24 protein-coding genes are annotated in these 24,364 nt (G+C 67.4%); 10 read left to right on the top strand and 14 right to left on the bottom strand.

Annotated features, from left to right (window positions below; translation table 11 throughout):
* Positions 1-245: 245 nt before the first annotated feature.
* A complete protein-coding gene (locus ACZ2IA_RS14520; RefSeq protein WP_470293304.1) occupies positions 246-644 on the bottom strand; it encodes a hypothetical protein in 399 nt (132 codons plus the stop codon).
* Positions 645-820: 176 nt separating this feature from the next.
* Positions 821-1,819 carry a sulfate ABC transporter substrate-binding protein gene (locus tag ACZ2IA_RS14515; protein ID WP_470293303.1) on the bottom strand — a complete coding sequence of 333 codons (999 nt, stop codon included), beginning with the start codon at positions 1,817-1,819 and terminating at the stop codon, positions 821-823.
* Between the two features lie 247 nt (positions 1,820-2,066).
* Between ACZ2IA_RS14515 and ACZ2IA_RS14510 the strand changes: the two genes are divergently transcribed.
* From ACZ2IA_RS14510 to ACZ2IA_RS14500, 3 genes are all read left to right on the top strand, one after another.
* Complete coding sequence (locus ACZ2IA_RS14510; protein WP_470293302.1) at positions 2,067-2,642, top strand: RBBP9/YdeN family alpha/beta hydrolase; 576 nt, start codon at positions 2,067-2,069, stop codon at positions 2,640-2,642.
* Positions 2,643-2,941: 299 nt separating this feature from the next.
* Positions 2,942-3,805, top strand: a complete 864-nt coding sequence (locus ACZ2IA_RS14505) for a D-hexose-6-phosphate mutarotase (protein WP_470293301.1) — start codon at positions 2,942-2,944, stop codon at positions 3,803-3,805.
* A gap of 59 nt (positions 3,806-3,864) precedes the next feature.
* Positions 3,865-4,440 (top strand): hypothetical protein, encoded by a 576-nt coding sequence (locus ACZ2IA_RS14500; RefSeq protein ID WP_470293300.1) that lies wholly within the window; start codon positions 3,865-3,867, stop codon positions 4,438-4,440.
* Between the two features lie 66 nt (positions 4,441-4,506).
* Here the strand turns inward: ACZ2IA_RS14500 and ACZ2IA_RS14495 are convergent, their stop codons facing one another.
* Positions 4,507-5,238 (bottom strand): 16S rRNA (uracil(1498)-N(3))-methyltransferase, encoded by a 732-nt coding sequence (locus ACZ2IA_RS14495; protein WP_470293299.1) that lies wholly within the window; start codon positions 5,236-5,238, stop codon positions 4,507-4,509.
* Between the two features lie 91 nt (positions 5,239-5,329).
* Here ACZ2IA_RS14495 and ACZ2IA_RS14490 point away from each other — a divergent pair, with 91 nt between their 5' ends.
* Both ACZ2IA_RS14490 and ACZ2IA_RS14485 read left to right on the top strand, forming a co-directional pair.
* Positions 5,330-6,514: a hypothetical protein gene (locus ACZ2IA_RS14490; RefSeq protein ID WP_470293298.1), complete on the top strand. Its 1,185-nt coding sequence runs from the start codon at positions 5,330-5,332 to the stop codon at positions 6,512-6,514.
* A gap of 268 nt (positions 6,515-6,782) precedes the next feature.
* Positions 6,783-7,574, top strand: coding sequence for an inositol monophosphatase family protein (locus tag ACZ2IA_RS14485; RefSeq protein WP_470293297.1), 792 nt, complete (start codon positions 6,783-6,785; stop codon positions 7,572-7,574).
* Between the two features lie 192 nt (positions 7,575-7,766).
* Here ACZ2IA_RS14485 and ACZ2IA_RS14480 read toward each other — a convergent pair whose 3' ends face one another.
* From ACZ2IA_RS14480 to rarD, 3 genes are all read right to left on the bottom strand, one after another.
* Positions 7,767-8,045 (bottom strand): hypothetical protein, encoded by a 279-nt coding sequence (locus tag ACZ2IA_RS14480; protein ID WP_470293296.1) that lies wholly within the window; start codon positions 8,043-8,045, stop codon positions 7,767-7,769.
* A gap of 152 nt (positions 8,046-8,197) precedes the next feature.
* Positions 8,198-8,626, bottom strand: coding sequence for a GNAT family N-acetyltransferase (locus ACZ2IA_RS14475; RefSeq protein WP_470293295.1), 429 nt, complete (start codon positions 8,624-8,626; stop codon positions 8,198-8,200).
* Between the two features lie 239 nt (positions 8,627-8,865).
* Positions 8,866-9,768, bottom strand: coding sequence for an EamA family transporter RarD (gene rarD, locus ACZ2IA_RS14470; protein ID WP_470293294.1), 903 nt, complete (start codon positions 9,766-9,768; stop codon positions 8,866-8,868).
* 257 nt (positions 9,769-10,025) lie between these two features.
* On the opposite strand from rarD, the gene ACZ2IA_RS14465 reads away from it, so the two are divergent.
* The gene (locus ACZ2IA_RS14465) at positions 10,026-13,514 is read left to right on the top strand and encodes an indolepyruvate ferredoxin oxidoreductase family protein (RefSeq protein WP_470293293.1); all 3,489 of its coding nucleotides are present in this window, start codon (positions 10,026-10,028) and stop codon (positions 13,512-13,514) included.
* 970 nt (positions 13,515-14,484) lie between these two features.
* Here ACZ2IA_RS14465 and ACZ2IA_RS14460 read toward each other — a convergent pair.
* The 7 genes from ACZ2IA_RS14460 to ACZ2IA_RS14430 all read right to left on the bottom strand — a co-directional run bounded on the left by ACZ2IA_RS14460 (position 14,485) and on the right by ACZ2IA_RS14430 (position 20,482).
* Entirely contained in the window at positions 14,485-15,774 is a 1,290-nt protein-coding gene (locus tag ACZ2IA_RS14460) for a chloride channel protein (RefSeq protein ID WP_470293292.1), read from the bottom strand.
* A gap of 176 nt (positions 15,775-15,950) precedes the next feature.
* A complete protein-coding gene (pyrI, locus tag ACZ2IA_RS14455; protein WP_470293291.1) occupies positions 15,951-16,409 on the bottom strand; it encodes an aspartate carbamoyltransferase regulatory subunit in 459 nt (152 codons plus the stop codon).
* Positions 16,410-16,444: 35 nt separating this feature from the next.
* Positions 16,445-17,365: an aspartate carbamoyltransferase gene (pyrB, locus tag ACZ2IA_RS14450; RefSeq protein ID WP_470293290.1), complete on the bottom strand. Its 921-nt coding sequence runs from the start codon at positions 17,363-17,365 to the stop codon at positions 16,445-16,447.
* 320 nt (positions 17,366-17,685) lie between these two features.
* A complete protein-coding gene (locus tag ACZ2IA_RS14445; RefSeq protein WP_470293289.1) occupies positions 17,686-18,492 on the bottom strand; it encodes a mechanosensitive ion channel family protein in 807 nt (268 codons plus the stop codon).
* Between the two features lie 85 nt (positions 18,493-18,577).
* Complete coding sequence (locus ACZ2IA_RS14440; RefSeq protein WP_470293288.1) at positions 18,578-18,919, bottom strand: nucleotide pyrophosphohydrolase; 342 nt, start codon at positions 18,917-18,919, stop codon at positions 18,578-18,580.
* Between the two features lie 261 nt (positions 18,920-19,180).
* Positions 19,181-19,792: a glutathione transferase GstA gene (gene gstA / locus ACZ2IA_RS14435; RefSeq protein WP_470293287.1), complete on the bottom strand. Its 612-nt coding sequence runs from the start codon at positions 19,790-19,792 to the stop codon at positions 19,181-19,183.
* A 57-nt stretch (positions 19,793-19,849) separates the two neighbouring features.
* A complete protein-coding gene (locus ACZ2IA_RS14430) occupies positions 19,850-20,482 on the bottom strand; it encodes a malonic semialdehyde reductase (RefSeq protein ID WP_470293286.1) in 633 nt (210 codons plus the stop codon).
* A gap of 405 nt (positions 20,483-20,887) precedes the next feature.
* On the opposite strand from ACZ2IA_RS14430, the gene ACZ2IA_RS14425 reads away from it, so the two are divergent.
* The 4 genes from ACZ2IA_RS14425 to ACZ2IA_RS14410 all read left to right on the top strand — a co-directional run bounded on the left by ACZ2IA_RS14425 (position 20,888) and on the right by ACZ2IA_RS14410 (position 23,622).
* Positions 20,888-21,916 (top strand): 5'/3'-nucleotidase SurE, encoded by a 1,029-nt coding sequence (locus ACZ2IA_RS14425; RefSeq protein ID WP_470293285.1) that lies wholly within the window; start codon positions 20,888-20,890, stop codon positions 21,914-21,916.
* 13 nt (positions 21,917-21,929) lie between these two features.
* Positions 21,930-22,562, top strand: a complete 633-nt coding sequence (locus ACZ2IA_RS14420; protein ID WP_470293284.1) for a hypothetical protein — start codon at positions 21,930-21,932, stop codon at positions 22,560-22,562.
* A gap of 190 nt (positions 22,563-22,752) precedes the next feature.
* Positions 22,753-23,205, top strand: a complete 453-nt coding sequence (locus ACZ2IA_RS14415) for a Spy/CpxP family protein refolding chaperone (RefSeq protein WP_470293283.1) — start codon at positions 22,753-22,755, stop codon at positions 23,203-23,205.
* A gap of 45 nt (positions 23,206-23,250) precedes the next feature.
* On the top strand, positions 23,251-23,622 hold the full coding sequence (locus ACZ2IA_RS14410) for a hypothetical protein (protein WP_470293282.1): 372 nt from the start codon (positions 23,251-23,253) through the stop codon (positions 23,620-23,622).
* A gap of 255 nt (positions 23,623-23,877) precedes the next feature.
* Here the strand turns inward: ACZ2IA_RS14410 and ACZ2IA_RS14405 are convergent, their stop codons facing one another.
* Positions 23,878-24,252 carry a hypothetical protein gene (locus ACZ2IA_RS14405; RefSeq protein WP_470293281.1) on the bottom strand — a complete coding sequence of 125 codons (375 nt, stop codon included), beginning with the start codon at positions 24,250-24,252 and terminating at the stop codon, positions 23,878-23,880.
* Positions 24,253-24,364 lie beyond the last annotated feature (112 nt).

The raw sequence follows: 24,364 nt of genomic DNA, 5'->3' as shown, positions 1-24,364 counted from the left end.
AGAGACGCCACAGGGAAACCTCAGCCATGCCGTTCGGCCAACCCTGGCACGAGGTCCTCATGCCGACCCTCACCGAGCTGTTGCATGGCAACGCCTGCGTCTAGGGCGCGATTCTACCCGGCGCGCGGCATGGGCTGGAACCGGCTTGCTCGAAATGGCAGCGATTCGCGGCCGCATCAGCCAGGCGGCGGTGCTGTCGCACTCGCCGATCGTCTGGCCGGGCTGTCGAGGGTGGGGGACAGTGCTTACTGCAGCGGCGCCGGGGGCGCCCCGCGGCCGGATGCCAGCAGCGTGGCGCGGGCGGTGCCGAGGTAGCCGTGCAACAGCGCACGGTGGCGCCGCGTGTCGTAGCGCAGCCAGATCGCCAGCCAGTGGGGCGGCAGGCCGAACGCGGCGAGCGACGCCAGCGCGTCGTGCTGCAGCCGGCAGCCGGCGTCGGTGCAGTCGTAGGCGAGCGCCAGCGTGTCCGAATAGCTGCGTCGGCCGACCCGGCCGAGCTTGTCCGGCCACGGCGCGGGGCCGAGCAGCACCCGGCCGGTGTAGAAGCACTGAGAACGCAGGTAGCTCTGGCAACTTTTCAGCTGTGCCGCCCAGCAAGCCACGAGACGCGGTGGCAAGGTCAGCGGCGAAGGTGGTCCTGTCATGGTTTCGCTCCGCTTTTGTTGCAACGCAGCATTTTTTATACGCCCCCATCCCGCCGACCGCAAGCCGCGTCGCACGCCTTTGTGGCCGGCGCGCCACGCGGTTCTGCGCCCGACCCACGCAAAAAAGCCGGGCGGCAGGGCCATTCGGCTTCGGGGCACAGCGCTGTCGCACCGGCTTATTTCTTCTCGCTGATCTGGTCGAACACGCCGCCGTCGTTGAAGTGCTTGGCCTGCGCGCGGCGCCAGTCGCCGAACTGCTCGTTCAGCGTAAACAGCTTCACCTTCGGGAACTGGCTGGCGTACTTGGCGGCCACCTTCGGGTCACGCGGACGGTAGTAGTTCTGCGCGGCGATCTCCTGCGCCTCCGGGGTGTACAGGAACTTCAGGTACGCCTCGGCGGCCTTGCGGGTGCCGTGCTTGTCGACGTTCTTGTCGACCACCGCCACCGTCGGCTCGGCCAGGATCGAGACCGACGGGGTCACGATGTCGAACTTGTCCGGGCCCAGCTCCTTCTGCGACAGGATCGCCTCGTTCTCCCAGGCGAGCAGTACGTCGCCGAGGCCGCGCTGCACGAAGGTGATCGTCGCGCCGCGCGCGCCGGTGTCGAGCACCGGCACATGTTTGAACAGCTCGGCGACATAGTCACGCGCCTTCGCCTCGTTGCCGTTGTTCTTCTTCAGCGCGTAGCCCCAGGCGGCCAGGTAGTTCCAGCGCGCGCCGCCGGAGGTCTTCGGGTTCGGGGTGATCACCTGCACGCCCGGCTTCACCAGGTCGCCCCAGTCGCGGATAGCTTTCGGGTTGCCCTTGCGCACCAGGAACACGATGGTCGAGGTGTACGGCGCGCTGTTGTTGGCCAGACGGGTCTGCCAGTTGTGCGCCAACAGGCCGTGGTCGGCCAGCGCGTCGATGTCGTAGGCGAGCGCCAAGGTGGCGACGTCGGCCTCCAGGCCGTCGATGATCGAGCGCGACTGCTTGCCCGAACCGCCGTGCGAGGCCTTGATCTCCAGCGCCGGGTTGCCCTGTTTCTGCCAGGCGGCGTTGAACGCCTTGTTGACGTCCTGGTAGAGCTCGCGGGTCGGGTCGTACGACACGTTGAGCAGGGCTTGCGCCGAGGCGGTAAAGGTCAGGCCCAACAGGGCGGCGGCAAGCAGCGAGCGGCGAAGATTCAGCGTCATGATTGGTCTATCTCCAGATAGCGTTGGCAAGCAGGCCCCGAGTCCGAGCCGACCCGAGTGTTGGACGCAGTCTAAAATCAATTTGCATATGAGCTGAAATGATTAAATATTACTTGTTGATAACTAAAAAGTTTTTGCCACCGGGATTTCAATATTCCTGAAACGCATTTGGTATTAAATTTAAATCACTTCCGGATATATATTGATTGCTTTAACCTGCAGCCTGAATGCGATTGAGGACCACCCGATGTTCAAACTACCCGACACGGTCGAGTACCTGATCCAGCCCGGCTGGAAAAACTCGCCGGACGACCACTGGCAGAGCCACTGGCAGCAGGCGCTGGGCGCGCGCCGGGTGGAGAACCGCGACTGGGACACGCCGCGGCTGGCCGACTGGCTGGCCGGGCTGGAGCGCGCGGTGGCGGCGGCCACCCGTCCGGTGGTGGTGGTGGCACACAGCCTCGGCTGTATCGCCGTCGCGCATTACGCGCAGCGCCACGGCAAGGGGCTGGCCGGGGCGCTGCTGGTCGCGCCGGCCGACGTCGAACGCGCCGCCGCGCCGTCGACCTTGGCCGAGTTCGGCCCGATCCCGCGCGAGCGGCTGCCGTTCCCGGCGCTGGTGGTCGCGAGCACCAACGACCCGTTCTGCCACGCCAGCCGCGCGCAGGAGATGGCGCTGGCGTGGGGGGCGCCGGTGCACTGGTTGGCCGAAGCGGGCCACATCAACGTCGACTCCGGCCACCGGGTCTGGCCGGACGGCTGGCGGCTGCTGGCGGCGCTGGCCCAGGCCCTGCGCCTGCCGCCGGCGCAGATGGCCTATTAGAGCCGCTAACACGGCGTTGTTGCCCTGCCTTGCCGTACTCCTTGTACTGTCTGCGGCAGGGCGACGAGCAGAACCGCTTCGCTGGGTTTTGTTCGCGGCTCTTGAAGATCAGATCAGAGCGAACGGCCCCGGCAGACGCGCATAGCGCTGCCGGGGCCGCTGCTTTTGGATCAGTGCCACCGTGTCGAGCCGGCCGCCCGGTCTTTGAGCGAATACCGGTTGGCGCCGGATCGAGCCGGCTTGCCGGCCGGGCTTGGCGACATTAGGGTTAGGCCATTCCTCCTCCCCCGGGACTCCCGATGTCGACCCTCGAAGCGCTACCCGGCCTCGCCGTCCGCCAGCACGGCGACCGCCTCTCCTTGGCCACCGCCGCGTTCAACGCCGAACTGTCGCTCGCCGGCGGCCAGCTGCTCGGCTACGCCCCGACCGGCCAGCAACCCTGGCTGTATCTGTCGCCGCAGGCGCGGTTCGCGCCGGGCAAGGCGATTCGCGGCGGCGTGCCGCTGTGCTGGCCATGGTTCGGCGCGCACCCCGACGATCCGAACCAAGCGGCGCACGGGGTGGCACGCACCGCCCCGTGGCAGCTGGCGAGCGCCACGCTCGACGAGGGGGTGCTGACGCTGCAGCTCGCCGGGCCGCGCTACCAGGCGCTCGCCGCGGCGCTGACGCTGGAACTGGGCCCGGACTCGTTCGCGCTGACGCTCACCACCCGCAACGACGGCGACACACCGTGTCGGCTCAGCCAGGCGCTGCACAGCTACTTCGCGGTCGGCGACTGCCGCGAGGTGACGCTGTACGGCCTGGAAGGCGCCGGCTACGATGACAAGCTCGGCCCATACGGGCAACCGGCCAGCGGCGCGCCGCTGCGTTTCACCGGCGAAACCGACCGCATCTACTACCCGGGCGCCGACGCGACGCTCCGGCTGGCCGACCCGCTCTGGCAGCGCATGCTGCGGCTGCAGAGCCACGGTTCGGCAAGCAGCGTGGTATGGAACCCGTGGCAGGACAAGGCGGCCGGCTTGACCGACCTGCCCGATGAGGACTGGCCGCGCTTCGTCTGCGTCGAGACCGCCAACGCCGGCGCCGATGCGCGCACGCTGGCACCGGGCGCGACGCAGCGGCTCGGGGTGCGGGTGAGCTCAGAAGCCCTCAATCCGCTCTAGCACCCGGCAGACGCGGTATAATCGGAACCGTTCTCAGCCTTATACCCGACACTTGCCCTATGGCCCGCCAGGACCCGATCGCCCGTTATCTGCCGCACACCTTCGCCAACGGCACCACCGTGCGGCGCTTCGCCAAGCCGTGCCCGCGCTGCCGCCAGGTAGTCGAGGCGGCCGATATGTACGGCCAGCTCGCGGTGCTGCAGGACCGGCTGTTCGTCGCTGCCGAGGGGCGCTGCCGCCATTGCGGCCACCGCTTCGCGATCGCCTGCCTGATCAGCAACGACAGGCACGTGCACCGGGTGGCGCTGCCGATGTGGGCGTTCAAGCTGTGGCTGAAGCTGGCGACCCGCAATACCATCCAGCCGGCCGACCCGACCTGGTCGCTGCCCGAGCCGGAAGCGGAGCCGGCCGCGCCGTCGCTGGCCGAGGCCGACGTGGTCGCCGCCGACACCATCGTCGGCCGCTACGACGGGCTGGAGATCCCGGCGTGGATCCGTCACGACGGCCGGCGCTACAACTTCGAGCGTACCGTCGCCACCGGCCAGCCACCGCGCCTCGCCGCCAGCGAGCAGCTGTATCGCGAACGGCTGGTGTACCGGCTGGAGAGCAGTCCGACGCTCGACGTCACGGTCTGACGAGCGAGCCCGGCCGACACGACAACGCCCGCAGCCTGCGGGCGTTTTTGTTGGTGGCGACGCGGATCAGATGCCGGCGTAGTCGCCCCACACCGTCTGCAACGCCGCCACCGCGGCGAGCGCGGCGGTCTCGGTGCGCAGCACCCGCGGCCCGAGCGTCAGCGGCGTCCAGCCGGCGTCGACCGCCGCCTGCTCCTCGGCGTCGGTGAAGCCGCCCTCCGGACCGGCCATCAGCCACAGCCGCTGCGGCGCGCTCGCCAGATCCGCCAGCCGGCCCCGGCCGAGCGGCGACAACAGCAGCCGCGCGTCGGCCGCCGGCGTTTCGGCCAACCATTGCGGCAAGCTGAGGATCGGCCGCACCTCGGGCACGGTGTTGCGGCCGCACTGCTCGCAGGCGGCGACGACGATCTCCTGCCAGCGCGCCACGCGCTTGTCGGCGCGCTCGCCGGACAGCTTCACCACCGCGCGGGCGCTGGCGAGCGGCTGGAACACGCTCACCCCCATCTCGACGCCCTTCTGCAAGGTGAATTCCATCCTATCGCCGCTGCTGATCGCCTGCGCGAGACCGATCGCTAGCGGCGACTCGCGGCTGACCGCCAGCGGCGCGTCAACCTCGACGACCGCCTCGCGTTTACCGAGCTGCAACAACGTCGCCGGATGCTCGCCGCCTCGGCCGTTGAACAGCGTCAGCGCGTCGCCGGCAGCGAGGCGCAGCACCTGAACGTGGCGCACCACCTCGGCCGGCAGCGCCAGCGTCTGGCCGGCGTGCAACTCGGTATCGACATAGAATCTTGGCATGGTGGGGAAAGTCCTGTGTAATGGGTGGCGGCAAGCCGCCGGCCGTATTGTGCCGGCTTTGCCGCCGCCATCCAACCGGAGTCCGTCCCGCATGACGTCCCGCCTCCTCGCCGCCTTGTTCGCCGCCACGCTGGCGCTGTCCGCCCACGCCGACGACGACCCGCGCCAGTACCAGCACGGCGCGAGCGTAGTCGACTTGCCCGGCCGGCCGCCGCAGCTGATCTGGTCGAGCTCGGGCCTGCCGCCGAAGGGCGAAGAGCCCGACGGCAGCTGGAGCCACGACGTCTACGCGGTGCCGTTCGACGCCGCGATCGTGCACGGCGTGCCGCAGGGCGCGCGGCGGCTGATCGCCAAGCCCGAGGCACAGGAACCGGCGAGCGCGGCGGTGAACCGCGCCGGGCACTTGATGATCACGATGGAAGACGGCTGGAACGCCCGCCACGTGGTGGCGCAGCGCTACGGCGTCTACGACGCCCGGCTCAAACCGGTGCGCGGCTACCCGCAAATGGTCGAGGACGGCGGCCACTCCGGCCACGTCGTCGCCGCCGGCGAGCGCTTCGTGGTGTTCTACTCGACCGAGTGGGTGCAAGGCGGCGGCGAGAACAACCTCGGTTCCGGGCGCGACGTGCGGGTGCGGGTGTACGATGGCGACGGCCGGCTCGTCCACAGCACGCCGATCAGCGTCGGCCAGCGCGACTGGTGGCCGGTGCTCGCCTCGTCACCGACGCGCAGCCTGTTGGTCTGGCAGCGCTTCGTGCCGAATGCGCTGCACGCGCAGCTCTTGGCCGCGGTATACGACCCCGAGCGCGGCAAGCTGCTCGGCCCGCCGCACGAGCTGATGCGCGACGTCGGCTACTACCGCTACCAGGTGGCCTGGCTGCCCGCCGCCGAGCGCTTCGTGCTGGCCGCCACCCGGATCAACGGCGAGGGCCGCGCCTGGCTGATCGACCAGGACGGCCGCCGCGAGGCGCAGCTCGCCTGCCTGCCGCCGCCGCAGCGCGAGGGCACGCCGGTGGTCGACGGCAACCGGCTGGCGCTGCCGCTGGCCGACGGCGGCGCGCTGCTGTTGAACGTCGCGCCAGGAATACTGAAGGCGGTCGGCCGCAGCCCGGGCCGGCCGCTGTTGTCCGAATCCGGCGTGGTCGGCCGCTTCACCGGTTTGCACGAGCTGACGCTGATCAGCCTGGACCGGACCGGTCTCACCCGCCATCGCCTGAATTTTGCCGAACCCGAGCCGGTGGCCGATTGCACTCTGCCGCCGACGGCCCTGGAGTAAGAGCCTATTTCAGTAGATATTCGCTTTGCGTTGCGGGCAGAAACGCTCGCAGGCAAGGCGCGAGGAGGCAATATGGCATTCCATATAACGACGAGCAACACAGCATGCGAGCGTTTCTGCCCGCAACCCGGAGGGCCAGTGCCGCTTTGGGCGCAGGGCGTTGTTGCGGACCACTGGCAGTGAATGACACTGCGGCGTGTCCCGCGCCTAGCCCTGCGCCCAAAGCGACACTGGCGCAAAGCGAATATCCACTGAAATAGGCTCTACTATGCCCGTACTCGATGAGGTCATCCGCGTGGTGCGCGAGGTGGCACACAGCGAGGTGATGCCCCGCTTCCTGCGCGTCGGTTCCAGCCGCAAGGATGACGGGTCGCTGTTTACCGAAGCCGACCTCGCCTGCCAGCAGGCGTTGGCCGAACGCTTGCCCAAGCTGCTGCCGCACCCGGTGCTCGGCGAGGAGATGACCGAGGCCGAGCAGACCACCTTGTGGCAGGCGCACCGCGACGGCCTGTGGGTGGTCGACCCGATCGACGGCACCACCAACTTCGTCAACGGCCTACCGTATTTCGCGATCTCGGTGGCGCTGATGGTCGACGGGGTCAGCCAGCTCGGGGTGATCTACAACCCGGTCAGCAAGGAAATGTTCTACGCCGAGCGCGGCTGCGGCGCCTACCTGAACGGCACGCCGCTGCCGCTGAAGAAGACCGTCAACTCGATCGGCGACGCGATCGCCGGGGTCGAGGTGAAGTACCTGCGCTCGGGCAAGCTGGCCAGCCGGCTGGCCAGCCTGGCGCCGTGCGGCAGCCAGCGCAATATGGGCTCGTCGACGCTCGACTGGTGCTTTCTCGCGGCCGGCCGTTACGACGTCTACCTGCACGGCGGCCAGCGGCTGTGGGACTACGCCGCCGGGGCGCTGATCCTGGAAGAGGCCGGCGGTCGGTTGGCGACGCTGAATACCGACTACTACTGGAGCGATACGGTGTGGAAGCGCTCGGCGATCGCCGCGCTGCATCCGGAGTTGTTTGCGCAATGGCACCGCTGGGTGCGGATGAACCAGTAGCGTCGCGAACAAAATCCTCCCGGCGTTGTTGCGCTGCCTTGCCGTACCACCTGTACTGTCTGCGGCAGCACGCCTAGCCGGGATCGTTATCACTGAATTTTGCTAGCGACTTCAAACACCGCGCCGGCGCGGCAATGAAAAAGAGGAGCCCCCCGGCTCCTCTTTAATTTTCTGCGCGTTCTGGATGGACGCTTACTTGGCCGCCGAGGCGGTCGGCAGCGCCGGTTTCAGCCGCTTGGCGTCTTGGTCTTCCCGCTCGATCGGCTTCTTGGCGCCGAGCCGGGCGTGGTGGATCGGCTTCAGGTGATGCGGCTTGGCCGGCGTCTTCACTTCCTTGACCGGCACCTTCACTTCGGCCGACTTGGCGACCACGATGGCCGGGTGACTGGCCGGCTGGCTGTCGGCGGCGTAGCCGCTGGCCGCGACCGCGCCCAGCGCCGCGGTGACGACCGCGAGGGTCAGGTGTTTCATGGCATCCATCCTTCCGGGCTCGATTCTGAACAATTATTGTGAGGCGCTATAAGCACCCCCTTATTTTTTGCCATGGTACGAAGCCGGTCGGACAGCGTCTGTAAGCGAAATGTCAGCAGATGTAACCAGTTGTTCGACATAATAAGACGCATTCACGTCTTGCGGCGGTATACCTCAGGGTCGTGGCGCTCCATGATCCGCTCGGGGGCCGCCAGCGCGGTGAAGCCGAATTGCGCGTACAGGCCGTGCGCGTTGGCGGTGGCGAGCAGTATCCGCCGCAGCCCCTGCAGCTCGGGCTGGTCCAGCAGGAAGCCGACCAGCCGCTTGCCGACGCCGTGGCCGCGCACCTCGGGCAGCACGAACACGTCGGCGAGATACGCGAAGGTGGCCCGGTCGGTCACCGCACGGGCAAAGCCGAGCAGCCGGCCGTCCCGATACGCCGCCGCGCACAGCGAGCCGGCGATCGCCCGCTCCAACACCTCGCGCGGCACGCCGCGCGACCAGTACGCCTCCTCGCTGAGGAAACGGTGAATCACGTCGAGATCGAGCCGGGCCGGGTCGGTGGAAAACTCGAGATTCATCGGTGGCTCCGCGCAGAGGGCAATCCCGGCAACATAGCATGGCGTGATGCGCCCCGAAACGATTCGGCCAACCGTTGAGGTTGGCCGAACTTAGAACGGCTAACAAAACCCAGTGCAACGATCCCGGCTAGGCGCCCGGCCGCAGACAGTACTAAGGAGTACGGCAAGGCCGGGCAACAACGCCGGGAGGGTTTTAGCTGCGCAGAAACTCGGCGAGGCCTCGTTTTGTTAAGCCGCTCTTAGCCGCGGCGCAGCCGGACCATGCGCATGAGGCCGGCGCCGGTATATAGCGCGAGGCCGCTCCAGATCAGCCCGAAGCCGACCAGCCGCGCCGCGTCGAACGGCTCCTGGTACAGCCACACGCCGAGCAGGAACTGCAGCGTAGGCGACAGGTACTGAATCACCCCGAGCGTCGCCAGCGTCAGCCGTCGTGCGCCGGCGGCGAACAGGATCAGCGGCACGGTGGTGACCACGCCGGCGCCGACCAGCAGCAGGTTCGACGCGGCGTCGAGGTGGCCGAAGGCGCCCGTGCCGTGGCTTTCGGCCAGGCTGAGGCCGACCAGCGCGATCGGCGCCATCAGGAACGTCTCCAGCGCCAGCCCCTCCAGCGACGGCAGCTGCGCGGTCTTGCGCAGCAGGCCGTACAGCGCGAACGTGACCGCCAGGATCAGCGCCACCCACGGCACGCTGCCGACGCGCAGCGTCAGCCACAGCACGCCGAGCGCGGCGAGCCCCAGCGCCGCCAGCTGCGGTTTCGCCAAGCGCTCGCCCAGCACCAGCCGGCCGAGCAGCACGTTGACCAGCGGGTTGATGAAGTAGCCGAGGCTCGCCTCGACCACCCGGCCGTGGTTCACCGCCCAGATGTACACCAGCCAATTCAGCGACAACAGCGCCGACGACAGCGCGAACAGGCCGAGCCGGCGCGGATTGCGCAGCGATTCGGCCAGCCAGCCCCAGTGGCGGCGCAGCGTCAATACGCCGGCCAACAGCAGCGCCGACCAGACGACGCGGTGGCCGAGGATCTGCTCGGCCGGCACCGCGGACAGCGGCTTCCAGTACAGCGGGAACAGTCCCCAGCACAGGTAGGCGCCGATCGCGTAGACAGCGCCGCGGCCGGCGTCGCGGGATTCGGGAGTGCTCATCGATAGATTTCGTCAGTGATAATCACGGCGATTATGCCTGCCGAATCGCCGTGCTGCACTGGCACAAAAGCTGCAAGAAGCTTGACCGATCGTCGTGCGCCGCGCCGGCTCTTTGACGTTTACGTAAGCGGAATCTATAGTCGAGCGACGCCCGTTGCCCTATAACCAGAGAAAATCGGCAGCCTGCGGCCTACCCGGCCCGGGCCACGGAGCGAAAGCGCCACAAGCGCCCGTCTCACTAGAGGAGAAACGACCCGATGTCCTCACACGACCATCCGCTGCGCGAGCTGACGCTCGACGACAAATACGTCCGCCCGACCGGCCAGGTGTTCATGACCGGCATCCAGGCGCTGGTGCGCCTGCCGCTGTTGCAGGCCGACCGCGACCGCGCGGCCGGGCTCAATACCGGCGGCTACGTCACCGGTTACCGCGGCTCACCCTTGGGCGGCGTCGACCAGGCGATGGCCAAGGCAGGCAAGCTGCTCGAGCAGCACCGCGTGGTGTTCCAGCCCGGCATCAACGAAGACCTCGCCGCCACCGCCGCCTGGGGCACCCAGCAGGTCAACCTGTTCGGCGGCGCCAAGGTCGATGGCGTGTTCACGCTCTGGTACGGCAAGGGCCCGGGCGTCGACCGCTCCGGCGACGTGATCAAGCACGGCAACGCCGCCGGCACCAGCCCGCACGGCGGGGTGCTGCTGGTGTGCGGCGACGACCACGCCGCCAAGTCGTCGACCTTCCCGCACCAGTCCGACCATATCCTCGCCGCCAGCATGATCCCGGTACTGTCGCCGTCCGGCGTGCAGGAGGTGCTCGACTACGGCCTGATGGGCTGGGCGATGAGCCGCTACTCCGGCTGCTGGGTGGCGCTGAAGGCGATCTCCGACACGGTCGAGAGCTCGGCAGTGGTCGACATCGGCCAGGAACGGCTGCCGATCGTGATCCCGGACGATTTCCCGATCCCCGAGGGGGGACTCAACATCCGCTGGCCCGACCCGCCGCTGGCTCAGGAAGAACGGCTGCTGCACCACCGCCTGTACGCCGCGCTGGCGTTCGCGCGCGCCAACCACTTGAACAAGGTGGTGCTCGACTCGCCGAACGCGCGGCTCGGCATCATCACCACCGGCAAGAGCTATCTCGACGTGCTGCAGGCGCTCGACGACCTCGGCATCGACGAGGCGACCGCCGCCGAATTCGGCCTGCGCATCTACAAGGTCGGCCTGGTCTGGCCGCTCGAGTCGGAAGGGGTGCGCCACTTCGCCGAGGGCCTCGACGAGATCCTGGTGGTCGAGGAGAAGCGCCAGATCATCGAGTACCAGCTGAAGGAACAGCTGTACAACTGGCGCGAGGACGTCCGCCCGCGCGTGGTCGGTAAGTTCGCCGAGAAGGGCGAATGGGCGCTGCCGCACGGCGACTGGCTGCTGCCGGCGGCCGGCGAGCTGACCCCGGCGATGATCGCCCGCGCGATTGCGGCGCGGCTGACCCAGTACGTCGACAGCGCGGCGATCCGCGAGCGGCTGGCGTTCTACGACGACAAGGAAGCGCAGCTGGTGCGCCCGCGCGAGTCTATCCAGCGCGTGCCGCACTACTGCTCGGGCTGTCCGCACAACACCAGCACCAAGGTACCCGACGGCAGCCGCGCGCTCGCCGGCATCGGCTGCCACTATATGGCGATGTGGATCGAGCCGAACACCAGCATGTTCAGCCAGATGGGCGGCGAGGGCGTGCCGTGGATCGGCCAGGCGCCGTTCACCGACACCCAGCACGTGTTCGCCAACCTCGGCGACGGCACCTACTACCACAGCGGGCTGATGGCGATCCGCGCCGCGATCGCCGCCAACGTCAACATCACCTACAAGATCCTCTACAACGACGCGGTGGCGATGACCGGCGGCCAGCATGTCGACGGCCCGCTCGACGTGCCGATGATCACCCGCCAACTCGCCGCCGAGGGCGTGCAGCGCATCGTCATCACCAGCGACGACGCGGGCAAGTACGCCGACCACAAGGGCCTGGCCGACGGCGTCGAGGTGTACGACCGCCACGAGCTCGACCGGCTGCAGCGCGAGCTGCGCGAGGTGAAGGGCGTGTCGATCCTGATCCACGACCAGACCTGCGCGGCCGAGAAGCGCCGCCGCCGCAAGCGCGGCGAGTACCCCGACCCGGCCAAACGGGTGTTCATCAACCAGGCGGTGTGCGAGGGCTGCGGCGACTGCGGCGAAAAGTCCGGCTGCCTGTCGATCCTGCCGGCGGAAACTCCGCTCGGCCGCAAACGCCGCATCGACCAGAGTAGCTGCAACAAGGACTACTCCTGCCTCGACGGCTTCTGCCCGAGCTTCGTCACCGTCGAGGGCGGGTCGGTGCGCAAACCGGCCGGCCGTTCGGCCAACCTGGCCGCGCTGCCGACGCTGCCGGAACCGACGCTGCCGGCGTCGCACGAGCCGTACGGCATCATGGTCACCGGCGTCGGCGGCACCGGCGTGGTGACGATCGGCCAGGTGCTCGGCATGGCGGCGCATCTGGACGGCAAGGGCGTCACCATCCTCGACATGGCCGGCCTCGCGCAGAAGGGCGGCTCGGTGTGGTCGCACGTGCGGATCGCCGATGGCCAGGACGCGCTGCACGCGGTACGCATCGCCGCCGGCGACGCCAACCTGGTGCTCGGCTGCGACCTGGTGGTCAGCGCCAGCGCCGAGGCGCTCGCCAAGCTGCGCGAGGGCTACTCGTCGGTGGTGCTGAACACCTACGAATCGCCGACCAGCGCGTTCCTGAAAGACCCGAACGCGCCGTTCCCGGCACGCAGCATGCGCGACGCGCTGCGCGACGCGGTCGGCGAGTCGCACTTCCACGAGGTCAACGCCACCAAGCTCGCCACCGGCCTGCTCGGCGACGCGCTGGCGAGCAATATGTTCATGCTCGGCTACGCCTGGCAGGAGGGGCTGGTGCCGGTCGGTCGCGAGGCGATCGTCAAGGCGATCGAACTGAACGGCGCGCAGGTGGCGTTCAACCAGCAGGCGTTCGAGTGGGGCCGCCACGCCGCGCACGACGTGCGCGAGCTGGACAAGCTGGTGACGCCGAACGCGGTGCTGAGCTTCATGCCGCGCGAGACGCCGGACGCGTTGCTGCACGACCGGATCAACCGGCTGACCGCCTACCAGAACGCCAAGTTGGCCGAACGCTACCGCGCCCGGGTGCAGGCGATCCGCGCCGCCGAGGAACGCGCCAAGCCCGGCAGCACCGCGCTGACCGTGGCGGTGGCGAAGGCCTACTACCAGCTGCTGGCGTACAAGGACGAGTACGAGGTGGCGCGCCTCTACAGCGACGGCGAGTTCGCCCGCCAGCTGGGCGCCGAGTTCGATGGCGACTTCACGCTGCGCTTCCATCTCGGTGCCAGCTGGCTGACCGGCGGCAAGCCGAAGAAGGTCAGCTTCGGCCCCTGGCTGCTGCCGGCGATGAAGTGGGTGGCGAAGCTGAAGGTGCTGCGCGGCACGCCGTTCGACCCGTTCGGCTGGCAGGCCGACCGCAAGCTCGAACGTCAGATGATCGGCGAGTTCGAGGCGCTGCTCGACGAGCTGGAGACCAGTCTCAACCGCGACAAGCTCACTACCGCGGTCGAGCTGGTGCGGCTGACCGAACAGGTACGCGGCTACGGCCACGTCAAGGCACGCCATGCCGGCGAAGTGGCGCCGAAGCGCGAGGAGTTGCTCGCCGCGTTTCGCCGCACGCCGCCGGTGCGACACGCCGCCTAGTCGTTGTTGATGACGGAAGCGCCCGGCCGTAAGGCCGGGTTTTTTTACGTGCTCTTGGCGTTAACGCGGCAAGGCCTGTGGGAGCCATCGTGCGGTTCGGCCAACGTTGGTGAGAACTGTGGCCTTGTCGGTCTCGCCCGACTGGCCACGCCGTTTATGTGTCGGGCTATGGAGACAGACGCGCGCATTGCAACAGCGCCGGTCCCGCCCGGCGAGGCGGGATACTTTCTTTTGCTTCGCCAAAAGAAAGTATCCAAAGAAAAGGCGACCCCGATGCGCTGGCCTTCGGCTTCCCTCGCGCCTGCCAAGCGGCCAGGCGCCGCCGAACTCGCGCCGCGCTAACGTCGCGGCACTCGAACAAGCGGCGGCTTAAAACCTGGCCGCTTGACGATCGCTCGGCAGCGCAAAGGGGAATGGGCAGGACTTATGTGGCGTTGCAGAAACAGCAAATAAGACGTCGTAAATCTGGGATGACTCGTCAACGTTGGCCGAAGACGACTGTCGTTGACTTGATCTAGCATTCAGTTCTTTCGGCCCAACCTTAGGCTTTATCCACAGCAAAGCGCCGACCATCGCTTTTATCCACAGCCAGCAACTACCCAAGCAATCCGCTGATTTTCAAACCCATTTCATGACCGCGACCTACGGCCACCTCTCCTCCTTCGACGCCGCCGAGGACGCCACGGCCAACGGGGGATGTCGGCGAGCACTGTCCGAGTGCCGACGCAGTCGGTGCGAGTTGCGCAGCCGCCCGTTGGCCGGGGCGCCCGCAGGGCAGCCCGCGCAGCGGGCCGGCGTCGTTGGGGTCGCCTTCTTTTGGTTCCTTTTCTTGGCGAAACAAGAAAAGGAACTCGCCCGTCGGGCGAGACCGACAAGGCCACCGTTCGCACCAACGCAACCTTCAGCACAATCCCCCGGATCCCCACGACGCCGAGAAAACCCGTTTCGACCGCTTTTCGGCCAACGTTGACTAACGCGGATAGATCGACCCGCCGCCGAGCAACCGGCTCGCCACCACCGCCAGCACCGCCGCCAGCATCACCGGCAGCAGCATCGCGTACTGGCCGGTCATCTCCATCAGCATCAGCATCGCCATCAACGGCGCCTGGGTGGCGCCGGCGAGCAAGGCGGTCATGCCGATCAGCGTGCACGCCGGCAGCGACAACCAACCCGGCCACAGCGCGGCGGCGGCGAGGCCGGCGAGCGTGCCGAGCGCCGCGCCGACGAACAGCGTCGGCGTGAACACCCCGCCGACCGCGCCGGAGCCGGTGCTCGTCGCAGTGGCGACCAGCTTGGCGAGCAGGATGCCGAGCACCAGAGACCAGGCGAGCGGCGTGTTGAGCAAGCGCGACACCGTGCTGTAGCCGTTGCCCCACACCTCCGGGTAGACCAGCGACAGCAGCCCGACCAACAGGCCACCGGCCGCCATCCGCCACGGCAGCGCCAGCGGCAGCCGGCCGAACAGCCGGTGGGTGCGCTCGAGCAGGCCGACGTAGAGCGGCGCCGCCGCGCCGAGCAGCAGCGCGATCAGGCCGTAGCCGGGCAGCTGCCATAGCGACAGCGGCGGCAAGCCGGCGAGCCGGTAGACCGGCGCGTAGCCGAACAGCTGGTAGACGGTGCTGCTCGCCAGCACCGCCGCCACCACCAGCGGCACGAGGCGCCGCACGTGCAGCCGCCCCCAGACGATCTCGGCGACGAACAGCACCGCCGCCAGCGGCGCGTGGTAGGCCGACGCGAGACCGGCCGCCGCGCCGCACGACACCAGAAGCCGGCGCCGGTAGCGCGGCAGGCCGCGCAGCTGGCCGAGCACCGAGCCGAGCAGCGCCGAGAGCGCCACCATCGAGCCCTCGCGGCCGATAGCACTGCCCGAGGCGATCGACAGCAACGACGAGACGCTCTTCACCAGCGTGGTGCGCACGCCGAGCCGGCCGTCGCCGACCCGCACCGCCTCCATATAGTCGCCGGTGGCCGAGCCGCGCGCGAGCATCAGGCCCTTCTGCAGGATCAGCCCGGCGGCCAGGCCGCCCGCCAGCGGCACCAGCACCCGCTGCCACGGCGCGAGGCCGCGGGCGAGGCTGACCAGGCCGTGCTCCGGCGCGGCGGCGAGCAGCGACTCGACGAGATAGAGCAGTTCACGGAACAGGATGGTGGCCAAGGCACCGAACACGCCGAGCACGGCGGCCAGCAGCAGGTCGGTCAGCGCGGCGCGCACGCGCCGGCGGCGGAAGGTGGGACGGAACGAAACGGGAAGCGGCAGCATGCCGGAACTCTGGCAGCGCCGGCCGGTCAACGCAAGACCGCTGTCGGCAAAATGAAAAGCGCCACGGAGACCCGTGGCGCTTTCCTTCTTTTTTGACGCCGTCGTAGCAGCGCTTCTTGTACAGCTTCTCCATAAACCTGTGCGACGCGTCGGTGCGTCTGTCGACAACCGAGCGTTTACTTCACTTCCGCTACGATATCCTTACTGAACACCTTTTCGCAATACTTGCATTTCATTTTTGTGTCGTTAGCGGTCGGTTTGACGTAGAAAAAGCTCTTCACCGGCTCGCCGTGTGAGATGCAGTTCGAGTTCGGGCAGTCGAAGATGCCCTCGATCGTTTCCGGCAGTTCCAGCTGGTGTTTCTTCACCACCTCGAAGTTCTCGATCACGTTGACGGTGGCGCGCGGCGCGAACAGCGCCAGCTCGTTGGCCTGTTCCTCGGTCAGCGCGATGTTCTCGACCTTGATGATGTCCTTGGCGCCCATGTGGCGGCTCGACAGGTTCAGGCCCACGGTGACGCGCTCGCCGGTGTCGGCCAACTTGAACAGGCGCAGGATCAGCAGGCCCTGCCCGGCCGGCAGGTGGTCGATGACGGTGCCTTCCTTGAGCGCTTCGACGGTACGGGTGTATTGCATGTCAGTTCCTTTATTCGCTATCCGGTAGGGGCCGCTCAGACGGTCTCGTTCAGCACCAGCGCCAGCAGCGCCTGGCGCGCGTACACGCCATTCTTGGCCTGCTCGAAGTAGTAGGCGTGCGGCGTGCTGTCGACATCTACCGCGATCTCGTCGACGCGCGGCAGCGGGTGCAGCACCTTCAGGTTGGCGCGGGCGTCGGCCAGCATCTCGGCGCGCAGCACGTACTTGCCCTGGATCTTCTTGAACTCGGCCTCGTCGAAGCGCTCGCGCTGCACCCGGGTCATGTACAGGATGTCGACCTGCGGGATCACGTCGTCCAGGCTGTTGACCAGCGTGTACTGCACGCCGTTCTCGTCGAGCTCCTCGCAGATGTAGTCCGGCATCGCCAGCGCCTCCGGCGACACGAAGTAGAAGCGGCAGTTGAACTGCGACAGCGCCTGGGTCAGCGAATGCACGGTGCGGCCGTACTTCAGGTCGCCGACGAAGGCGACGGTGAGGTTTTCCAGCGTGCCCTGCGTTTCCTTGATGGTGAACAGGTCGAGCAGCGTCTGGGTCGGGTGCTGGTTGGAGCCGTCGCCGCCGTTGATCACCGGTACCGTCGAGAACTGGCTGGCCAGGCGCGCGGCGCCCTCCTTCGGGTGGCGCATCACCACCGCGTCGGCGTAGGAACTGATGATCTTGATCGAGTCGGCTAGCGTCTCGCCCTTCTTCGCCGAGGTGTTGGCGCCGTCGGCGAAGCCGATCACGTTGCCGCCGAGGCGCTGCACCGCGGTCTCGAACGACAGCCGGGTACGGGTCGACGGCTCGAAGAAACAGCTGGCGACCAGCTTGTCCTTGAGCAGGTCGTTGCGCGGCGAGCGTTTGAGCTGGCCGGCGGTGTCCACGACGAGTTCCAGTTCCTCCCGGCTGAAGTCCGGGATCGAAATGATGTGCTTTCGGTAGAGTGGATTGGCCATGGCTTCGCTTTCCTTAAATGCGCGTCTCGTCGGATTTTGGCCAAAAAAAAGCCCCTGAATCAGGAGCTTATTTTCTGGAAACACTGAGGGCTCGGAACACCGCGGCGGCCAGCAACGACCCAACCCCTCCGGCGCGGGAGGCCTGCGGCAGCGCAGCACGGGTCGATTTCTGGGTCATGGCTAGGGGTATTCCGAACAAAACTGCGGGATTCTAAAACAAAGCGGTGCCCGAGCAAAAGCTCCATCGTCGCAATTTGGACAGAAAGCTACCCAAAAACGCAAACCGCCGCGGCGGCGGCGGTCTGCACACCCGTATGGCATCAGTGCTTGCGCAATACCACCGCCTGTTCCGTTACTGGGTAACCGGCGCGGCCCAATTCCTCGCAGATCGCCAGGTTGCCGTCGAAGTACACCTGCCAGTAGTCGGCCGGCTTGCAGTACGGCCGCACCGCCAACACCGGGCCGAGCTCGGTGAATTCGAGCAGCGCGACGTCCGGCCGCGGCTCGGCCAGCACGTTCGGGATCGTGGCGAGCTTGTCGCGCAACAGCGCGATCGCCTGCGCATGGTCGGCGCCGGCCGCCAGCTGCGCCTTCAGATCCACCCGGCGGTACGGGTTGACGCTGTAGTTCTGGATGTTGTCGGAGAACAGCTTGTTGTTGCCGACCAGCGTCCTGACGTTGTCGGAGGTATCGATGGTGGTGGCGAACAGGCCGATCTCGGTGACGGTGCCGGTGACGCCGGCGGCGCTGATTTTGTCGCCGACCTCGAACGGCCGCAGCACGATCAGGAACAGGCCGGCGGCGAAGTTGGCCAGGAGACTACTCCAGGCCAGGCCGATCGCCACGCCGGCGGCGGCGAGCACCGCGGCGAAGGTGGTGGTCTCGACGCCGAGGAAGCCCAGGATGCCGATCACCAGCAGGATGGTCAGCAATCCCGACACGAACGAGTGCACATAGCGCACCAGCGTGGCGTCGACGTCGCGTCGGCTCAGCTCCCGGCCGAGCAGGCCGGCGGCGAAGCGGATCAACCAGCGTCCGACCACCCAGAACACCAGCGCGCCGGCCACCTTGATGCCGAGCTGGACGGCGATATTACGCCAATAATCCCAGTCGATCTGGTTCATCATTCCCCCTTTGCGATGCATGTGACGAATTGACTGCCGTTCCAGCATAGGAAACCAACGTTCTATACGCCAAAAGGGCAGCTTCGTCCTACATCGCCGGCGGCGCCGGGTACTTCAGCGCGTTCTTGGCGAGCTTGTCGCGCACCGCGTGGTCGAGGTCGACGCCGAGTACGGCGGCGAGCCGCGCGAGATACAGCAGCACGTCGGCCAGCTCCTCGTTCAAGTGGGTCCAGGTCGCCGGGTCGTCGCCGAGGCGCGCGCACTCGGCGTCGCTCTTCCACTGGAAGATCTCGGCCAGCTCGCCGACCTCGCCGGTCAGCGCCAGCATCAGGTTGCGCGGGGTGTGGAAGCGCTGCCAGTCGCGTTCGTCGGCAAAGCGTTGCAGCGCGGCGCTCAGCGGCGCGAGGTCGAGCAATGGGGAATCGTTCATCAGAATGCTTTCGAGACAGTAGCAAGGCGGCGGCCAAGCTCGGCCGAAGCCGCTCTTGCGAGAGGGACGATTCAGCGCCGGCGGCGCAGCGCGGCGAGGCTACCCAACACGGACAGCAGCGGGAGCCCGACGATAAAAAACAATGTCACCAGCAGATCCATAGCAGCTCCTTGCATCAGCGCGTCCAGCCCAGTATCGCGAAACCGGCGAGCCAAAACAAACGCCCCGCGAACGGGGCGTCGGATCGAAAGGTCGGCAGGCTCAACCGAGCAGCCCCTCCGCCTCCATCGCGCTCTTCACCGCCGGGCGGGCGGCGACGCGGGCGACGTAGGCTTTGAGCGTTGGCCAGGCGTCCAGCGACAGATTGTGGTAGTTCGTCCAGTTGAGGATGGTGAACAGGTAGGCGTCGGCGACGCTGAAGCCACCTAGCAGATACTCCTTGCCGGCCAGCTGCGTGTCCAGCCAGGCAAAGCGCCGCTCGAGCCGCTGCTGCGCGCCGGCCTTCTCCTCGGCGCCGGCGCTCGGATTCCACAGCGGCGAGAAGCCCTTGTGGACTTCGGCGGAGATGAAGTTGAGCCATTCCTGCAGCCGGTAGCGCTCCAGCGTGCCGTTGGCCGGTGCGAGCCGGTGCTGCGGCGCCTGATCGGCCAGGTACTGGACGACCGCCGCGCATTCGGTCAGCAGCGTACCATCGTCGAGCTGCAGCGCCGGCACGTAGCCCTTGGGGTTGATGGTGGCGAAGTCGGCACCGCTGGCGGTCTTGTGCGGGGTGGCGCGCAGGTCGACCGCTTCCAGTTCGCACGGCAGGTCGGCTTCGGCCAACACGATATGCGGCGACAGCGAGCAGGCGCCGGGGGAATAGTACAGTTTCATGAAGGCCTCCTGGTGGACAGGTGACGCGGCGGGGCGCCGCCGGCGGATGCTCGAGCGCTAGAGCAGCTTGCACGCCTCGTCGAAATCGAGGCGCGGGCTGCGCGGGTACAGTTGGCTCGCATCGCCGTAGCCCAGGTTGCACAAGAAGTTCGACTTGATGTGGCTGTCCGGGAAATTCTCCAGCTGGAACTGGTTCTGCGCCGGGTCGGCGGGGAAGAACTCGTGATCGACCTTGGCGTTGTCGAAGCCGGACATCGGCCCGCAATCGAGCCCCAAGGCACGCGCCGCGATGATGAAATACGCGCCCTGCAGCGAGCTGTTGCGCCGCGCGGTGACGCTGGCCAGCTCCGGCGTGTCGACGAACCAGGCGCGCGCATCGGCATGCGGAAACAGCTTGGGCAGCGCCTCGTAGAACTTCACGTCGTAGCCGATGATCGCCGTCACCGGCGCGCTCATCGTCTTGTCGACATTGCCCGGCGCCAAGGCGGGCAGCAGGCGCTGCTTCGCTTCCGGCGTGCGCAGGAACAGGATGCGGGCCGGGCTGCAATTGGCGCTGGTCGGCCCCCATTTCATCAGATCGTAGAGCTGGCGCAAGGTATCGTCGGATACCGGCTTGTTCAGCCAGGCGCTATGGGTGCGGGCCTGGCGGAATAGCAGGTCCAACCCCTCTTCACTCAAGCTGGTACTCATCATCGTGCTCCTCGAGACAGGTTGACGACATGACCGTTGCGCTCGGAACAACCGCACCGGTCCAAACAATGAACGGCCGTACTTGTCTGTAGCACCTTAACCCCGGCTCTGCGACCCGATTTTCCCAACGGTGCGGCGGCTAGGCCGGCAGCAATCCGGCATCGCCAGTCCGTCGACTCCATTGACGCGTCATTAAATCGTCACCGTCACCGCTTATTCTCTCGACACAAAGACATTTAACCGCCACGCCACACCGTTCGCTGACGTGTAGCCCCCGTTCGTCGACCGCCCCGCCGCGCTTGCCACAAGCGGGTCGCCGCCACAACCCTCATCCGAGGTGTTCGTGCCGTTTTGCCCGTTCACAGAATGACATTTCCATCAACAGCCCCGAACGACACTTCCACTATGAAACCCGCCAAGCAACTGATCTGGCTGCCGCTGCTGGCCGCCCTCGCCGCGCCGTCCGCGCACGCGCTGAACATCCTGATGTGCAACGACGACGGCTTCACCGCCGCCAATCTGCGCGCCACCGCCCTACAGTTGAAGGCGGCCGGCCATAATGTCATCGTCTCCGCTCCGGTCGACAACCAGTCCGGCAAGGGCGGCGCGATGAACTTCCTGGCAGCGATTCCGGCCGTCACCGCCAGCGAACGCGGCGTGACCGACGGTAGCCTGACCGCCGGCACCGCCGGTGTCGGCACCGCCTCGGACGACGCCAGCGTCAGCTACGTCAACGGCACACCGGTGATGGCCTGCCTGTATGGCCTCGACGTCGCCGCACCACAGGCGTTCGGCAAGCAGCCGGACCTGGTGATCTCCGGCCCGAACGAAGGCCCCAACACCGGCCACATCAATATGAGCTCCGGCACCGTCAACAACGCCTTCTACGCGATCAACCGCGGCCTGCCGGCGATCGCGTTCAGCGATGCCTACACCACCGTCACCTCGTTCGCCAGCATCGCCAGCAACCAAAGCGCCCACGCCTTCGAGGTCGGCAACATCGTGGTGAAACTGGTCGGCACCCTGGTCGCCAACCAGAGCAAGGCCGGCGGCAAGCTGCTGCCGGACAACACCGGCCTGAACGTCAACATTCCGCTGTTCACCGCCGGCCAGGGCGCCAGCCTGCCGTTCATCCTGACCCGGATGGGCACCGCCACCGACTACTCCCCGGCCTTCTACACCGACCTGTCGAAGAACCCGATCGCCGCCCAGTACGGCCCGGCCTTCGCCGGCAAGCCGGGCATCGGCCTGGCCGCCGGCGGCACCACGCTGCCGTCGGGCAACACATTGCCGAAGGACAGCGGCCTGAAGTCGGAAGGCAATGTGATCTCGCAGAAGCTCGGCGTGTCGGTGACCATCATGGAAGGCGTGCCGCAGGCGCGCCGCTACCTGGTCGAGGCGGTGCGGCTGAAGCTCAAGTCGCTGGCCCAATGATAAGGAGCGCGGCATGAAACGACTCTCCAGCCTCGCGCTCGTCGCGCTGCTCGCCGCCTGTTCGTCGGGCGGCGACGGCACCGGACCATCCAGCGGCAGCGCGCCGATCGGCGGCGTCGCCGCCAACGGCACGCAAAACGGCCTGGTCAGCGGCGATCCGGCCGGCGGCTACGGCGAAGCCTACGTCAGCAACGGCAAGGGCTATCTCTTGGTATCGCCGAGCGACGACGAACCGGCCACGGCGCTCTACAAACTCGGCAACGGCAACCAGCGCGTGCCGGCCGCGGCGGCCGGTGCCAGTCCCAGCTTCGATAGCGGCGCCGCCAGCGACACCGCCACCGCCGCGCCGACACTGGCTCAGCTGGCCGGCAACTACAGCACCGTCGCTGGCCAGCAGGCGCTCGACTTCAGCGTCGCCGCCGACGGCACGATCACGGGCGGCGGCGGTTGCACGATCAGCGGCAAGCTCGACGGCAGCAACAGCTACGGGAGCGCCCTTCCGGCCAGCTTCACGCTGCAAGGCTGCGGCAGCGCGCTCGACGGCAGCTACAACGGCCTGGCACTGCAACCGGCCAACGCCGCGCCGACGCGGCTGCGGCTGGTCGGCGAGAACGGCAGCCAACTGCTCGATCTGTTCGCCTACTGAGCCGGCTTCGGCCAACCCACAACGGCAGCCCGCGGGCTGCCGTTTTTTCGTTTGGCGCGATCGTCTGCGCCGCTTAACACTTCGCAATCATTTGCTCGGCCGAGGCAAAACTTGCTTCACATCTATCGACCACACTGGATATCAGCAGGACGGCATCAGGTCGTCCGGTCGCCACCACAAGGAGCCCGCAATGAATGTGTTGAATAAGCTGCTGATCGTCAGCCTGCTCGCCGGCGCCGCCGCCACCCCGGTACTGGCCGCCGAGGCCGCCGCTCCGCAACAGAAAGTCCACCGCCTGGACCCGGCGCAGCGCGACGCGATGATGGCCAAGCGCCAGCAGGAACTGCACGACAAGCTCAAGCTGCAGTCTAATCAGGAAGCTGCCTGGCAGCGTTTCGCCACCGCGCTGAAGCCGGGTCCGCGCCCGGAATTCCCGAGCCGCGACGCGATCGCCAAGATGAGCGCGCCGGACCGGATGGACTTGGAGCTCAAGCACCTGAAGCAGCATGAAATCATGATGGGGCAGCGTCTGGACGCACTGAAGGCGTTCTACGCCCAGCTGACACCGGAGCAGAAGAAGACCTTCGACGCCGAGACGATGCCGCGCCATCACCACGACGAGGCAACAGCCCCCGCCCAGTAAGCGCAAGGCCGCCGCGCCGACGGGCCGAGGGGAGAGGACACGACGATGAGAACGACGTTACGCCTGGCCAGCCTGAGCCTGCTGGCCATCCTGGCCGCCATACAGGCTCCCGCCGCCCAAGCCGAGCGTAATGATCATTTTTGGCACGGTGACATGCGCGGCGGTTGGCACGATGGCCGTCGCGACGACGGGCGATGGCACCACGGCTGGCGGGACGGCTGGCACGACAACTGGCATGGCGGTTGGCACGATGGCCGTCGCGACGACTGGCGCTGGCACCACGGCTGGCGGGACGGCTGGCACGACAACTGGCATGGGGGTTGGCACGATGACTGGCGGCACCGCGATTGGCACGATGGCCGTCGCGACGACTGGCGCTGGCGGGACGGCTGGCACGATGACTGGAATAACGACTAGCGCTGGCGGGACGGCTGGACCCCGGTACCGGCGCGCTGAGTCCTGATCCCAACGACAAGGCCCCGCCTGCGAACAGCCGGCGGGGCCTTGTCATGAGCGGGGTGATGCGAGGCTACGGCCAACAGGGCCCCTCGGATAACCGCGCTATCGCTACCGCACGACGATTATCCACAGCCCAAGCCATAACGTGAAAGTTACCCCAAGGGCAGTTACGCCTCGACCCGCACCGTGCGCTTGAGCCGCAACGCCGCCGATTCAGGCGTACAGCGCGCTCGACACGAACACGCCGAACACCACCAGCAGCGCCGACCAGACCCGCACCATCACCGGCGACTGGTGGGTCCACCAGAACAGCACCGCCCTGAAGCGCGCCAGCCCGATCAGCGGCAGCGCCACCGCACCGAGCAGCGACAACAGCGCCAGCACCTGGAACGCCAGCGGAAAGCGCGCCAGCGGCGCGACCAGCCACAGCCCGACGCCGAGCAACAGGCGCAGCAGCGTCGCGCCCCACAGCCCGGTCTTCGACTGCCAGTCGGACACGAACGCCACCAGCGACGCCGGCGACGCCAGCCCCAACACCCCCACGAAGGCGACAAATACCGCGACCGCCGCCACCAGAAATGCCACCATGCCGTTCTCCTTGTCGTCTCTGCCGATCATTCGGACCGGCTGCTGCACGGGTCGACGCCGGCTTACGCCTGAGTCATTGCCAGTATAGGCAGGCGGCTTGCGACACCGCAGC

Source organism: Crenobacter sp. CS_VA4, from assembly GCF_055597485.1.
The sequence above is the reverse complement of the archived record's forward strand: the minus strand, read 5'-3'. Positions and strand labels throughout refer to the sequence as shown.

What these genes read in the sequence shown, in the direction of transcription:
- ACZ2IA_RS14515 (WP_470293303.1), bottom strand. Translation starts at nt 1,819, where the DNA reads ATGACGCTGAATCTTCGCCGCTCGCTGCTTGCCGCCGCCCTGTTGGGC.
- ACZ2IA_RS14505 (WP_470293301.1), top strand. Translation starts at nt 2,942, where the DNA reads ATGTCGACCCTCGAAGCGCTACCCGGCCTCGCCGTCCGCCAGCACGGC.
- ACZ2IA_RS14465 (WP_470293293.1), top strand. Translation starts at nt 10,026, where the DNA reads ATGTCCTCACACGACCATCCGCTGCGCGAGCTGACGCTCGACGACAAA.
- gstA (WP_470293287.1), bottom strand. Translation starts at nt 19,792, where the DNA reads ATGAAACTGTACTATTCCCCCGGCGCCTGCTCGCTGTCGCCGCATATC.
- ACZ2IA_RS14480 (WP_470293296.1), bottom strand. Translation starts at nt 8,045, where the DNA reads ATGAAACACCTGACCCTCGCGGTCGTCACCGCGGCGCTGGGCGCGGTC.
- ACZ2IA_RS14405 (WP_470293281.1), bottom strand. Translation starts at nt 24,252, where the DNA reads ATGGTGGCATTTCTGGTGGCGGCGGTCGCGGTATTTGTCGCCTTCGTG.
- ACZ2IA_RS14445 (WP_470293289.1), bottom strand. Translation starts at nt 18,492, where the DNA reads ATGATGAACCAGATCGACTGGGATTATTGGCGTAATATCGCCGTCCAG.
- ACZ2IA_RS14440 (WP_470293288.1), bottom strand. Translation starts at nt 18,919, where the DNA reads ATGAACGATTCCCCATTGCTCGACCTCGCGCCGCTGAGCGCCGCGCTG.
- ACZ2IA_RS14475 (WP_470293295.1), bottom strand. Translation starts at nt 8,626, where the DNA reads ATGAATCTCGAGTTTTCCACCGACCCGGCCCGGCTCGATCTCGACGTG.
- ACZ2IA_RS14500 (WP_470293300.1), top strand. Translation starts at nt 3,865, where the DNA reads ATGGCCCGCCAGGACCCGATCGCCCGTTATCTGCCGCACACCTTCGCC.
- ACZ2IA_RS14430 (WP_470293286.1), bottom strand. Translation starts at nt 20,482, where the DNA reads ATGAGTACCAGCTTGAGTGAAGAGGGGTTGGACCTGCTATTCCGCCAG.
- ACZ2IA_RS14495 (WP_470293299.1), bottom strand. Translation starts at nt 5,238, where the DNA reads ATGCCAAGATTCTATGTCGATACCGAGTTGCACGCCGGCCAGACGCTG.
- ACZ2IA_RS14485 (WP_470293297.1), top strand. Translation starts at nt 6,783, where the DNA reads ATGCCCGTACTCGATGAGGTCATCCGCGTGGTGCGCGAGGTGGCACAC.
- pyrI (WP_470293291.1), bottom strand. Translation starts at nt 16,409, where the DNA reads ATGCAATACACCCGTACCGTCGAAGCGCTCAAGGAAGGCACCGTCATC.
- ACZ2IA_RS14510 (WP_470293302.1), top strand. Translation starts at nt 2,067, where the DNA reads ATGTTCAAACTACCCGACACGGTCGAGTACCTGATCCAGCCCGGCTGG.
- ACZ2IA_RS14410 (WP_470293282.1), top strand. Translation starts at nt 23,251, where the DNA reads ATGAGAACGACGTTACGCCTGGCCAGCCTGAGCCTGCTGGCCATCCTG.
- pyrB (WP_470293290.1), bottom strand. Translation starts at nt 17,365, where the DNA reads ATGGCCAATCCACTCTACCGAAAGCACATCATTTCGATCCCGGACTTC.
- ACZ2IA_RS14460 (WP_470293292.1), bottom strand. Translation starts at nt 15,774, where the DNA reads ATGCTGCCGCTTCCCGTTTCGTTCCGTCCCACCTTCCGCCGCCGGCGC.
- ACZ2IA_RS14415 (WP_470293283.1), top strand. Translation starts at nt 22,753, where the DNA reads ATGAATGTGTTGAATAAGCTGCTGATCGTCAGCCTGCTCGCCGGCGCC.
- rarD (WP_470293294.1), bottom strand. Translation starts at nt 9,768, where the DNA reads ATGAGCACTCCCGAATCCCGCGACGCCGGCCGCGGCGCTGTCTACGCG.
- ACZ2IA_RS14420 (WP_470293284.1), top strand. Translation starts at nt 21,930, where the DNA reads ATGAAACGACTCTCCAGCCTCGCGCTCGTCGCGCTGCTCGCCGCCTGT.
- ACZ2IA_RS14520 (WP_470293304.1), bottom strand. Translation starts at nt 644, where the DNA reads ATGACAGGACCACCTTCGCCGCTGACCTTGCCACCGCGTCTCGTGGCT.
- ACZ2IA_RS14425 (WP_470293285.1), top strand. Translation starts at nt 20,888, where the DNA reads ATGAAACCCGCCAAGCAACTGATCTGGCTGCCGCTGCTGGCCGCCCTC.
- ACZ2IA_RS14490 (WP_470293298.1), top strand. Translation starts at nt 5,330, where the DNA reads ATGACGTCCCGCCTCCTCGCCGCCTTGTTCGCCGCCACGCTGGCGCTG.